The following is a 12270-nucleotide window of genomic DNA, read 5'->3' as shown; positions in this document are numbered from 1 at the left end:
CCATGGGCAAGCTCCGCCGCATCATCCTGTCCGGTTGCGCTGCCATGGCGAGCGTGGCGCTGGCGGCGCCCGCGGTTTCCGGTCCCACCGGCGCACCTGTCTCGCAGCCGCAGGAAGCGCAGCAGCCCAACATCATCTTCGTGCTGGTCGATGACCTGCGCTTCGACATGATGGGCTTTCTCAATCCGGGGCTGAAGACGCCGAACATCGATTTCCTGGCGAAGAACGGCACCTATTTCCCCAATGCCGTGGTCACTTCCTCGCTGTGCAGCCCGAGCCGCGCGACGATCCTCACCGGGCAGACCGCGCGCAACCACGGCGTGGTCGACAACAACAACAGCTCGGAAGACGGGCTGATCTTCTTCCCCGCCTATCTGCAGAAGGCCGGCTACCAGACCGCGTTCTTCGGCAAGTGGCACATGGGCTTCGACACCGATGCGCCGCGTGCCGGCTTCGACAAATGGGTGAGCTTCAAGGGGCAGGGTACCTATTTCCCCACCGAGCGGCTGAGTCCGGCGCAGCTTGCCGCGGGCGAGCGCCAGATGCTCAATGTCGACGGCAAGGAAGTGAAGCGTACCGGCTACATCACCGACGAGCTGACCGACTATACGATGGACTGGCTGGAGAAGGGGCGGGACAAGTCGAAGCCCTTCTTCGTCTATCTGAGCCACAAGGCGGTGCATTCGGACGCGCTGCCGCCCGAGCGCTACAAGGCCCAGTATAAAGACCTGGATATCAAGCTGCCCGACACGATGGCGAACACGCCGGAGAACAATGCGGGCAAGCCGCTCTGGGTGCAGAACCAGCGCAACAGCTGGCACGGCGCCGACAATCCCTATACCGGCAAGCCGAACCTGGCCGAGCGGGTGCGCGACATATACCGCACGCTGTCGCCGGTGGACGACAGCCTCGGGCGGATCCTGACGTACCTCAAGAAGAACAAGCTCGAGAAGAACACGATGATCGTGTTCTATTCGGACAATGGCTTCCTGATCGGCGACCATGGCCTGATCGACAAGCGCAACGCCTATGAGCCGTCGGTGCGCGTGCCGATGGTCGTCTATGCGCCAGGGCTGGGCGTGGCGAAGGGCGCGACCAATCCCGCGCTGGTGCGCAACCTCGACCTGGCACCCACCTTCCTCGATGCGGCGCATGTCGCCAAGCCGAAGCAGATGGAGGGCTCGAGCTTCCTCGGGCTGGCCGAAGGCAAGGTGAAGCTCGCCGACTGGAACCCCAGCGACTTCATCTACGAATATTATTGGGAATGGACTTTCCCCCAGACCCCGACGACCTTCGCGATCGAGCGCAAGGGGCTGAAGTACATCCAGTATCAGGGCGTGTGGGACACCGAGGAGCTGTACGACCTCGCCAGGGATCCCGAGGAGCGCCACAATCTGATCGACGACCCCGCCTATTTCGAGGCCAAGGTCACGCTGCGCAAGGCGCTGTTCGCCCAGCTGGCGAACGCCAGGGGCCAGCATGCCGTGCCCTATACCGAGAAGACCAGCCCCGGCGTGGTCTATCGGGTCGAGGGCGGCACGCACGCCGCAGACTTCCCGGCGGGCTGGTACAAGCCCGCTGATTTGCCGACCAAGATGAACGACATCTTCCCCGACAGCGACGCCAAGAACCAGGCGAACCAGGCGGGCAAGCCCTATTTCCCCAAGAAGCCGGAATGACCATGAACGCAGCCACCGCCGCCGACACCACGCCCTGGCCCGCCCGCACGACCGCCTGGTACGTCGCGATCCTGCTGATGCTGGCCAACACGCTGGCGTTCGTAGATCGCCAGGCGATGGCGCTGCTGGTTCAGCCGATCAAGGCCGACCTGCAGATCAACGATACCGCGATCAGCCTGCTCTACGGGCTCAGCTTCACGCTGTTCTATGTCGCGGTAGGCATCCCGATCGCGCGGATCGCCGATCGATCGAACCGGCGCAACATCATCGCCGGCGCGATCTTCGTGTGGAGTGTCGCGACCAGCGTCTGCGGCCTGGTCCGCTCCTTCGCCGGGCTGTTCGCGGCGCGCGTGATGGTCGGCGCGGGCGAGGGGGGGCTGACCCCGGCGGCCTATTCGCTGCTTTCCGACTATTTCCCCAAGGAAAAGCTGCCCGCGGCGATGGGTGTCTATCAGATCGGCCTGTACCTCGGCGGCGCCTCGGCGCTGATCATCGGCGGGCTGATCTCGACGGCGATCCCGCCTTCCTCGACCGTGCTGGTGCCGGTCTTCGGTGCGCTCAAGGGCTGGCAGCTCGTCTTCCTGCTGCTCGGCCTGCCCGGCCTTGTCCTCACCGCGCTGATGCTGACGGTGCGCGAGCCGCTGCGCCGAGGCGCGGCGGTGGCGCAGGAGAAGGTGCCGCTGTCCGAGCTGTTCGCGCATATCGGCGCGCGCAAGGGCGCCTATATCGGCATCACCCTGGGCTTCGCGCTGATGATCTTCATCGGCAACGGCACCTCGGTGTGGATCCCGGCCTTCCTCCAGCGCACCTATGGCTGGACCACGGCGCAGGTCGGCAGCCATTACGGCCCGATCGTGTTCCTGTGCGGCACCAGCGGCGCGCTGGCCGGCGGCCTCGTCGCCTCGAAGCTGCGCGCGGCGGGGCGTTCGGGCGCAAGCCTCAAGGCCTCGCTGTTCGGCTTCGTCGCGCTGGTGCCGATCACCATCGCCTTCCCGCTGATGCCCAGCGCCACCGGTGCGCTGGTGCTGATCGGCCTGATGAACTTCTTCGCCGGGTTCAACTTCGGCGGCGGCCTCGCCACCCTGCTCGAGATGACGCCCAACCGAATGCGTGCGCTCATCTCGGCCTTCTACATGCTGACGATCAACCTGATCGGCGCCGCGCTCGGCCCCACCGCGATCGCGCTGTGCACCGACTATTGGTTCGCCGATCCGCAGCGGCTGCCCGAGGCGATCGCGCTGGTGGCCGGTTTCGCCTCACCGCTTTCGGTGCTTGCCCTCTGGCTTGGCATGCGTAGCTATCACGCGCAGATGGGGCAGGCGCAGGGCGCCGAGTAGCGGAGTAAAGGGGGGACATGGCAAGGGCACGACGCAAGGGGACGGGCGTCACCATCCAGACCGTAGCCGAGCATGCGGGTGTCTCGGCGATGACGGTGTCCTATGTCGTCAACGGCACCGGGCGAGTGAGCGCGGCGACGCGCGAGAGCGTGCTCGCCGCGGTGCGCGAGCTTGGCTACCAGCCCAATGTCGCCGCGCGCTCGCTGGCCAGCGCCGCCACCTGCCGGATCGGCATCGTCTATCAGAATTCGCAGAACGCGTTCCTCAGCGCGATGCTGGTCGGCGCGCTCAACGCCACCTCGCGGCTCGGCGCCGAGCTGATGATCGGCAAGGTCGAGGCACCGGTGATGGCCGATACCGAGCGCGCGATGCGGCAGCTGGTGCGCGGCGGCGCCAATGCGATCCTGCTCGCCCCGCCCTATGGCGAGCTGGTCAGCGGTTCGGGGCTAATCGCCGAGCTGGGCGTGCCGGTCGCCGCGGTGGCGCATGGCGGCGAGCTGCCCGACATGGCGACGATCGGCGTCGACGACCGCGCCGCCACCCGCGCGATGGCCGAGCGGCTGATCGCGCGCGGCCATCGCCGGATCGGCTTCGTCACCGGGCCGCCCAGCCATGATTCGAGCCCGCTGCGCCTCGCCGGCTTCCGGGACGCGGTGGTCGCTGCCGGCCTGCCCTGGGACGAAGCGCTGGTGCAGGCGGGGCGCTTCACGTTCGAATCGGGGCTGGAGGCGGGCGAGGCGCTGCTCGCCCTGGCGGAGAAGCCGACTGCGATCTTCGCCTCGAACGACGACATGGCCTCGGGCGTGTCGGCGGTGGTCCATCGCCGCGGCCTGCGTATCCCGGAGGACATTGCGGTGGCGGGCTTCGACGATGCGCCGATCGCCGTGAAGATCTGGCCATCGCTCAGCACCGTGCGCCAGCCGGTCGAGCTGATCGGCGAGCGCGCCACCGAATTGCTGGTCGCGCGCGTCACCGGGCGCGACGATGCCGGCGCGGTGCAGTCGGTCCGCATGCCCTTCGATGTGATCGAGCGTGAATCGACGGCTTTCGATCGCTGATCGTGCGCCCTAAACTACGCAAATGACGGAAAGCACAGAGGGCGAGGCCGACAAGCGTCGGCGGGGTATTCAATCGGTCGAGATCGGGCTCGGCGTGCTCGAGGCGCTGGCGGCGCTGGGCGAGGCATCGACGCTGGGCGCGATCGCGCAGGCGAGCGGGCTCTCGGGCTCGCAGACGCACCGCTATCTCGCCAGCCTGACCGCGGCGGGGATGACCCAGCAGGATCGGGTGACCGGGCGCTACGATCTCGGCCCGGCCGCACTCAAGCTGGGGTTGAGCGCGCTGTCGCGCACCGATGCCTTCCGCGTCGCCGACACCGCGATCGAGGCATTCGTCCGCGAGACCGGGCGCACGGTGCAGGTCGCAGCACTCGGGCCGCAAGGCCCCACGGTGGTGCGCTGGCACATGGGGCGGCCGGCGGTGATGACTTCGTTCGGCGTCGGCGCGGTGCTGCCTTTGCTCTATTCGGCGACCGGCCACATCTTCCTGAGCTTCGTGCCCGAGGTAGAGATCGATCCGCTGCTCGCGCGCGAACTGCCCGAAAGCGGGATGACGATGGAAGCGGTCGAGGCGATCAAGACGCAGGTCCGCGCCGAGGGACGCGCCTGCGTGGAAGGCACGATGATCCCGGGGCTGCGCGCCGCCGCCTTCCCGATCTTCGATCTGCAGGGCCGCGCGATCCTGAGCGCCACGGCGCTGGTGCCTGGCGCGTTCCGGGCCGACGATAGCGGCGCAGTGCTCGACAAGCTTGGAGCGGCCTGTCGCGAGGTCAGCGAAAGGCTCGGCTGGAGCGGATAAATCGTTTGACATGATGCAATAGATTGCCTGATGGAGAATGTGTGCGGCGGACCCCTCTCCCGCCGCACACCTTCTTTTGTGAGTATCGGGCATGTCTCTCGCCAATGATCAGCGAACCCAGCTCGAAGCGCTCTACGCGGAGATGGCGCCCGCGCATCTGACGCCGCTGTGGGAATCGCTTGCCGAGCTGGTGCGCCCGCAGCCCAAGTCGCCGGCGCAGGTGCATCGCTGGAGCTATGACGCGGCGCGCGATTATCTGCTGCGCGCGGGCGACCTGATCTCGGCCGAGCAGGCCGAGCGGCGCGTGCTGATTCTCGAGAATCCGGGGCTGGAGGGGCAGTCGGCGATCGTGCCGAGCCTCTATGCCGGGCTTCAGCTGATCCTCCCCGGCGAAGTTGCACCCAGCCACCGCCATGCCCAGTCCGCGCTGCGCTTCGTGATGGAGGGCGACGGCGCCTTCACCGCGGTCGATGGCGAGAAGGCGGTGATGCGCCCGTTCGACCTGGTGCTCACGCCGGGCTGGCAGTGGCATGACCACGGCAACCCGACGACTACGCCGATGATCTGGCTCGACGGGCTCGACATCCCCACCGTCCGCCATTTCGACGCCAGCTTCGCCGAGAAGGGCGAGGAGAAGGCGCATCCGGAAACGGTGAAGCCCGGCGACACGCTGGCGCGCTATGGCCACAACATGCGCCCGATGCGCGGATCGCTGGCCGATCGCCGCCCGGCGCACCAGCCGCTGTTCCACTATCCCTATGCCGAGTGGCGCCCGGCGCTCGACGCGATGGCGGCGTCGGCAGAGATCGATCCGCATCTCGGCCATGCGCTCGAATTCCTCAACCCGGCCAATGGCGGCCCGGTGATGCCGACGATCGCGGCGCATGTCCGGCTGCTGCCCGCCGGCTTCGAGACGCGCCCGCGCCGCAGCACCGACGGCACCGTGTTCGTCGTCGTCGAAGGCAATGGCACCGCGGTGATCGAGGGGCAGGAAATCGCCCTCAACCCGCGCGACATCTTCACCGTGCCTTCGTGGCACGAGCTTCGCCTGCTTGCCGGCAGCACGCTGGTGCTGTTCGGCTATTCGGACAAGGCCGCGCAGGAAAAGCTGAACCTCTACAAGGAGCAGAATTCGTGACGACTCTCTTCGCCCCCCAGGATCCGGTGCTCGCCGCGACCAGCGACGGCAACCTCTTCCCGGTGCGCCGCGTCTTCTGCATCGGCCGCAACTATGCCGCGCATGCCCGTGAGATGGGTCGCGACCCTGACCGCGAGCCGCCCTTCTTCTTCACCAAATGGGCCGAGACCGTGGTGCCGACCGGCACGACGGTCGCCTATCCGAGCGAGACCGCCAACTTCCACTATGAAGCCGAGCTGGTGCTGGCGATCGGCAAGGGCGGGCGCAACATCGCCGCCGCCGATGCGCTGGATTACGTCTATGGCTATGCCACCGGTCTCGACATGACCCGCCGCGACCTGCAGCTCGAGGCGCGCGAAAAGGGCCGTCCGTGGAGCACCGGCAAGAATGTCGAGCAGTCCTCGCCGCTCGGCCTGATCCATCCCGCGAGCGAGACCGGCCCGTTCGACAGCGGCAGCATCAAGCTGACGGTGAACGGCACGGTGAAGCAGGACGCCGATCTCAACGAGCTGATCTGGGACGTGCCCGATGTGGTCGCCTATGTCTCGCGCTTCTACCGGCTCGAGCCGGGCGACCTGATCTATACCGGCACCCCGGCGGGCGTCGGCGCGGTGGTCGAGGGTGACGAGGTCGTGGTGTCGATCGCTGGGCTGAGCGACTGCGTGATCAAGGTCGGCGCGCTTGCCAATGACTGACGCGGTGACGCTGCACGGCTATTTCCGGTCGGGCGCCTCCTATCGCGTGCGTATCGCGCTGAACCTGAAGGGCATCGCCTATGCCGATGCCTTTCACCATCTGCGCAAGGGCGAGCAGAATGCGCCGGAATATCGTGCGCTCAACCCGCAGGGGCTGCTGCCCTCGCTCGAGATCGACGGCGCAGTGCTCACCCAGAGCCTGGCGATCTGCGAATATCTGGACGAAGTCTATCCGGCGCCTGCGCTGCTGCCTGCCGATCCGGTCGCCCGCGCCAAGGTCCGCGCCTTTGCCCAGGTGATCGCCTGCGACACGCATCCGGTGCAGAATTTGAAAGTGCTGGCGCGGTTGCGCGCGCTCGGGCTCGACGAGGCGCAGGTCAACACCTGGGCCGCCGCGGTGATCGTCGAGGGGCTCGATGCCTGTGGCAAGCTGATCGAGGGGCAGCCCGGCCCCTATTGCTTCGGCGAACAGGTGACGCTGGCGGATCTGTTCCTGGTGCCGCAGCTGGTCAATGCGCGGCGCTTCGGCGTGGATCTGCAGCGCTGGCCGAAATTGCTCGAGATCGAGCGCGCCTGCCTGGCGCTCGATGCGTTTTCCAAGGCGGCGCCGGAGAACCAGCCCGACGCGGAATGAGCCGACCCGAAGACGGGCGGCGAGATGGGAGGATAGGATGACCGGATTTCCGATGAACCGCCGGGCGCTGATCGGCGCTGCGGGATCGACTTTCCTGGCGAGCCTTGCGGCGCGCGCGCGGGTGCCCGGCGCGTCGCGGCCCAACCTGATCCTGTTCTTCCCCGACGAGATGCGGGCGGACGCACTGGCCTGCTACGGCAATCCGGTCACGCGCACGCCCAATTTCGACCTTCTGGCGAAGCAGGGCACGCGCTTCGCCAATTGCCATGTCCAGACGCCGATCTGTGCCGCCTCGCGCTGCTCGATGCTCACCGGGCTGCCGACGAGCGCCACCGGGCATCGCGGCTTCGGCTATCTGCTCCAGCCCGACGAGCCCAACCTGTTCCGCACGCTGCGCGAAGGCGGCTACGGCACCTATTTCTTCGGCAAGAACGACGTGCTTGCGCCCGAGACCTTCGCGCGCAGCCTGACCGACTGGGCCGATCCGCCGGCACCGGGCGCAGCGCCGGGCGACCATGCCCCGGGCGCGCGGCGCGGCAAGGCGGACGGGCCGACGACGATGCTGCTGCCGGCAACGGGCGATCGGCGTGCGACCAGCGATTACGGCATCCTCCGCCGGGCGATCGAGGTGATCGAGCGCCGCGAGCAGGACCGGCCCTTCTGCCTGTTCTTGCCCGTCTTCCACCCGCATCCGCCCTATCATGCGCCCGACGGCTTCCAGGACATGTACAAGCCGGGTGACCTGCCCGCGCTGATCCCGCCGGGGACAAAGGGCCGGCCGGCCTATCACCAGGCGATCCGCCAGAAATATCGCCTGAACGAAGTTGATGACGCCGTGCTGCGCGAGGTGCGCGCGACCTATTATGGCCAGGTTTCCTACACCGACTGGTTGCTCGGCGAGCTGATGGAGGCGCTGGAGCGCACCGGCCGCGACAGGGATACCGCGCTGTTCGTCAGCTCGGATCATGGCGATTATGCCGGCGACTATGGGCTGGTCGAGAAATGGCATGGCGGGCTCGAGACCTGCCTGACGCATGTGCCGATGATCGGGCGCGCGCCCGGCGGCGTCGCCGGCAATGTCGCGACGGGCATGACCGAGCTGTACGACGTGCTACCGACCTTCCTCGATCTCGCCGGGTTGGCATCGACCCACACCAACTTCGCCCGCTCGATGATGCCCCAGCTGCGCGGCGGGCAGGGCGATCCGGAGCGCGCCGCCTTCACCGAGGCGGGGATGAACATCTACGAGCCCCAGGCCTTCGATTCGCCCTCCGGCGGCCTCTATGCGCGCAAGTCCGAACTGGCGGCGGAGCAGCCGGCGCTGGTCGGCCGTGCGGCGTCGGTGCGCACCCAGCGCTACACCTTCGTCCAGCGGCCGCAGGGGCTGAGCGAGCTCTATGATCGCCAGGCTGATCCGCAGGAGCTCGACAACCTGATCGGCCGGCGCAGCCATGCGAAGGTGCAGGACGCGCTCGAGCAGCGGCTGCTCGACTGGTACATCAACACCACCGGCGTGCCGGCCGACACGCGCAACAGCCGCGATGTGCCCAATTTCACTGCGCCGCTCGCCCCCAAGGCCGACAGCGCCGCCGCCACCGCCATTCTCGACAAGTGAGGCTCATGATGACCAAGACGCTCCGCATTGCCGCGCCCCTTCTCATGGCAACGTTGTCGGCGGCTGCCGCGCCCTCCGATCCGGCGCGCGTCACCATCGCCTCGGGCCCGATCGAGGGCAGCGCCGAAGGCGCGACGATCGCGTTTCGCGGCATTCCCTATGCGGCCGCTCCCGTCGCCGATCTTCGCTGGCGTGCCCCGCAGCCGGTGAAGCCCTGGGCTGCAGTGCGGGATGCGAAGCAATTCGCGCCGGTCTGTATGCAGCAGATCATCCCGATGGACGAGCCGCAGCTAACTTCGCCGTCTGAAGACTGTCTGTTCCTGAACGTCTGGAAGCCCGCCGTGGCGTCCGCCAAGGCCCGCCCGGTGGTGGTCTGGATCCATGGCGGCGGCCTGATGAACGGCGGCAGCGCCTCGCGGATCTTCGACGGCGCTACTTTCGCGAAGGACGGCTTCGTCACCGTTACACTCAACTACCGTCTCGGCCGCTTCGGCTTCTTCGCGCATCCGGCGCTGACCGCCGCGAAGGAAGGGCCGACCGGCAATTTCGGCTTCATGGACCAGATCGCCGCGCTCAAATGGGTGCAGGCCAATATCGCCAAGTTCGGCGGCGATCCTAAGCAGGTAATGGTGGTCGGTGAATCGGCCGGCGGCATCTCGATCCTGACGCTGATGGGCTCGCCGGCGGCCAAGGGGCTGTTCGCCCGCGCAGTGGTGATGTCGGGCGGAGGGCGCAGCCTGCTCGCACCCAAGGCACTGCCCGAGGCCGAGCGCTTCGGCGAGAATTTCGCGCGCAGTGCGGGGATCACGGCGAGCGGCCCCGCGGCGCTGGCGCAGTTGCGGGCGCTGCCGGCGGCGATGGTCTCCGAAGGCGTGTTCATGGCGATCGGCAAGGTGCCGGGCGGCGACACCTATGTCGGCGGCGGGATGATCGACGGCACGGTGATCACCGGCGCGACCGAGGCGATCTTCCGCGCCGGCAAGCAGGCGAAGGTGCCGCTGATCGTCGGCGCCACCTCCGACGATGCGCCGATCGGGGCGCGGCCGGGCGACAAGGACGCGCTGTTCGCGGCGTTTGGCGCGGAGCAGGCGGCGGCACGCGCTGCCTATGATCCGGACGGTTCGCTCGATGTGGACCTGGTGCGCCGGGCAATGGCGCGCGACCGCGCCTTTCTAGAGCCATCGCGGTTCATCGCCACCTCGGTGGCGCGCACTGGCCAGCCGGTGTGGTTCTACCGCTTCTCCTATGTCGCCCAGTCGCTGCTGCCCTCGCCGGGTGCGCGCCATGCCAGCGACGTGCCCTACATGTTCGGCACGGTGGCGGCGCGCTACGGCGACAAGCTGGCACCGCGCGACACGCAGCTCTCGAATAGCTTCCACGCCTATGTCGAGAATTTCGCGCGGACCGGCAATCCCAACGGCGACGGCCAGCCGGCCTGGGCACCGTTCCATGCGGGCGACAAAACGCTGCTGGACCTCGCCGCCGACGGCCAGGCCCGGATGGTCCGCGATCCCTTCGCCGCGCGGCTCGACGCGACCGAGCGACTGACGGAAACGAAGTAATAACCGAATGGTTATGAGTGGCGGAGCGGGAGGGATTCGAACCCTCGATACGGTTTTGCCGTATACTCACTTTCCAGGCGAGCGCCTTCGACCACTCGGCCACCGCTCCGCATGTCCTGGAAGTTGCGTGCCCTAACGATTGACGCAGGGCGAGGCAAGCAGCAGTCTCGCCCCATGCTCAAGCTGCTCCTCGCGCTCACCGCGCTCGCCGTTCCCCAGACCGCCCCGACCCCGGCCGATGCGCTGCCCGAGGACTGGAAGGCGATCCCCGACAACGAGATGCTGGTGATGACGCTGCAGGGCGGGCACCAGGTCTTCATCCGCCTCGCCCCGCGCTACGCCCCGGCGCATGTCGCCAATATCCGCAAGCTCGCCGAGGCGCGCTGGTGGGACGGCACCAGCGTCTATCGGGTGCAGGACAATTACGTCACGCAGTGGGGCGGCGGCGACGACAAGACCGCGCTGCCGCCCGGCGTGATCGAGAACCCGCCCGCCGAATATGAATGGCCGGGTTTCGACGCGGTGAAGAGCGTCACCTTCGCCAAACCCGATTCCTATGCCGCCAGGACCGGCCTGAGCGCCGATGGCTGGCCGCTCGCCAATTTCGGCGCGGTGACGTCGCTCACCCATTGCTATTCGATGGTCGGCGTCGCGCGCGACCTGGCGCCCTCGACCGGCAGCGGCGCCGAGCTCTACACGGTGATCGGCCATGCCCCGCGTGCGCTCGACCGCAATATCGCGATCGTCGGCCGGGTGGTCGAGGGCATGCAGTGGCTCTCCAGCCTGCCGCGCGGCACCGCGCAGCTCGGCGTCTATGCCAAGGATCAGACGCCGACGCCGATCCTCTCGGTGCGCCTCGCCAGCCAGCTGCCCGAGGACGAGCGCCCGCACTTCCAGGTTCGCAGCACCGACAATGTGCGCTTCGCCGCCTGGGTGAAGGCACGTGAGAACCGCGACGGCGCTTTCTTCACCGTGCCGATGGGCGGCGTCGACGTGTGCAACGCGCTGCCGGCGGTGCGGCGGGCGCAATAACGTGCATCTCGTCACCCCGGCGAAAGCCGGGGTCTCAGGCGAAGGTGCGGGACAGGAGCCGCATGAGATCCCGGCTTTCGCCGGGATGACGGGTTGGTGTCGGGATCACGGCTTTGCTGGGCCGGTTCGGCTTACTTCCCCACCCAGTCCGCCACTTCGACCGCGACCTGGTTGGCCGCGGAGTTGAGCGCTGCCGCGACCAGATCGGGCTTCACTTCGGCCAGCGGCGCGCGGGCTTCGAAGCGGCGCTTCTGGAACTTGGCGGGATCGTCGCCCTGCACGAGCAACGCGTCGAACTGGACCACCGCCTCGTTGGTGTCGGCATCGACCCCGAAGCGGCGCAGCTCGCCCGACAGCGTGGCGCCGGGATCGACCTGCGACTGGCGATAGCTGAGCACCGGGCGGCCCGTGCGTGCCGAGATGGTGTCGCCGACCAGCCGGGCGAAGAGGCGCGGCGGCGCTTCCACCCACTGCGCGTCCTTCACATAGGCGACGGCATTCTCGCCCTGATGGACGGGCACGCGCGTGGTCGCCAGTTCGTGCGGCACGACCGGGAAGAGCACGGTGACGGTCGATCCCGAAGCCGGGGTCTGCACCTCGCCGGGCTTCATCTGCTCGGCAGCCTGGAGCGTCATGAACGGCACCTTGGGGGGCTTGCCGCCAAAGGAGATGCAGCCGGAGAGCGAACCGGCGAGCAGGAGCAGGGCGAGCTTCTTCATCG

Annotated in this window: 11 protein-coding genes and 1 tRNA gene; 10 read left to right on the top strand and 2 right to left on the bottom strand. The window is 67.8% G+C overall.

Annotation, left to right across the window (positions count from 1 at the left end):
• Positions 1 to 2 precede the first annotated feature (2 nt).
• The 9 genes from P6144_RS07415 (at position 3) to P6144_RS07375 (ending at position 10517) form a co-directional block, all read left to right on the top strand.
• The gene (locus tag P6144_RS07415) at positions 3 to 1679 is read left to right on the top strand and encodes a sulfatase (protein WP_277767094.1); all 1677 of its coding nucleotides are present in this window, start codon (positions 3 to 5) and stop codon (positions 1677 to 1679) included.
• Positions 1676 to 3016, top strand: a complete 1341-nt coding sequence (locus tag P6144_RS07410) for an MFS transporter (RefSeq protein ID WP_277767093.1) — start codon at positions 1676 to 1678, stop codon at positions 3014 to 3016. The genes P6144_RS07415 and P6144_RS07410 overlap by 4 nt, the downstream gene beginning before the upstream one ends.
• A gap of 17 nt (positions 3017 to 3033) precedes the next feature.
• Positions 3034 to 4074 carry a LacI family DNA-binding transcriptional regulator gene (locus P6144_RS07405; protein ID WP_277767092.1) on the top strand — a complete coding sequence of 347 codons (1041 nt, stop codon included), beginning with the start codon at positions 3034 to 3036 and terminating at the stop codon, positions 4072 to 4074.
• A gap of 22 nt (positions 4075 to 4096) precedes the next feature.
• A complete protein-coding gene (locus tag P6144_RS07400) occupies positions 4097 to 4873 on the top strand; it encodes an IclR family transcriptional regulator (RefSeq protein ID WP_277767091.1) in 777 nt (258 codons plus the stop codon).
• Positions 4874 to 4964: 91 nt separating this feature from the next.
• On the top strand, positions 4965 to 6011 hold the full coding sequence (gene gtdA / locus P6144_RS07395) for a gentisate 1,2-dioxygenase (RefSeq protein ID WP_277767090.1): 1047 nt from the start codon (positions 4965 to 4967) through the stop codon (positions 6009 to 6011).
• Positions 6008 to 6706 (top strand): fumarylacetoacetate hydrolase family protein, encoded by a 699-nt coding sequence (locus P6144_RS07390; protein ID WP_277767089.1) that lies wholly within the window; start codon positions 6008 to 6010, stop codon positions 6704 to 6706. The genes gtdA and P6144_RS07390 overlap by 4 nt, the downstream gene beginning before the upstream one ends.
• The gene (gene maiA, locus P6144_RS07385) at positions 6699 to 7340 is read left to right on the top strand and encodes a maleylacetoacetate isomerase (RefSeq protein ID WP_277767088.1); all 642 of its coding nucleotides are present in this window, start codon (positions 6699 to 6701) and stop codon (positions 7338 to 7340) included. The genes P6144_RS07390 and maiA overlap by 8 nt, the downstream gene beginning before the upstream one ends.
• Before the next feature lie 37 nt (positions 7341 to 7377).
• On the top strand, positions 7378 to 8955 hold the full coding sequence (locus P6144_RS07380; protein ID WP_277767087.1) for a sulfatase-like hydrolase/transferase: 1578 nt from the start codon (positions 7378 to 7380) through the stop codon (positions 8953 to 8955).
• Positions 8956 to 8999: 44 nt separating this feature from the next.
• Positions 9000 to 10517, top strand: coding sequence for a carboxylesterase family protein (locus tag P6144_RS07375; protein WP_277767086.1), 1518 nt, complete (start codon positions 9000 to 9002; stop codon positions 10515 to 10517).
• Between the two features lie 18 nt (positions 10518 to 10535).
• Here P6144_RS07375 and P6144_RS07370 read toward each other — a convergent pair.
• A tRNA-Ser gene (locus P6144_RS07370) sits at positions 10536 to 10626 on the bottom strand.
• Positions 10627 to 10691: 65 nt separating this feature from the next.
• Between P6144_RS07370 and P6144_RS07365 the strand changes: the two genes are divergently transcribed.
• The gene (locus P6144_RS07365) at positions 10692 to 11549 is read left to right on the top strand and encodes a peptidylprolyl isomerase (protein WP_277767085.1); all 858 of its coding nucleotides are present in this window, start codon (positions 10692 to 10694) and stop codon (positions 11547 to 11549) included.
• A gap of 131 nt (positions 11550 to 11680) precedes the next feature.
• Here P6144_RS07365 and P6144_RS07360 read toward each other — a convergent pair whose 3' ends face one another.
• Complete coding sequence (locus tag P6144_RS07360; protein ID WP_277767084.1) at positions 11681 to 12268, bottom strand: ABC-type transport auxiliary lipoprotein family protein; 588 nt, start codon at positions 12266 to 12268, stop codon at positions 11681 to 11683.
• Positions 12269 to 12270 lie beyond the last annotated feature (2 nt).

This window comes from Sphingomonas sp. HITSZ_GF, from assembly GCF_029543155.1.
GTDB lineage: Bacteria > Pseudomonadota > Alphaproteobacteria > Sphingomonadales > Sphingomonadaceae > Sphingomonas.
The sequence above is the reverse complement of the archived record's forward strand: the minus strand, read 5'-3'. Positions and strand labels throughout refer to the sequence as shown.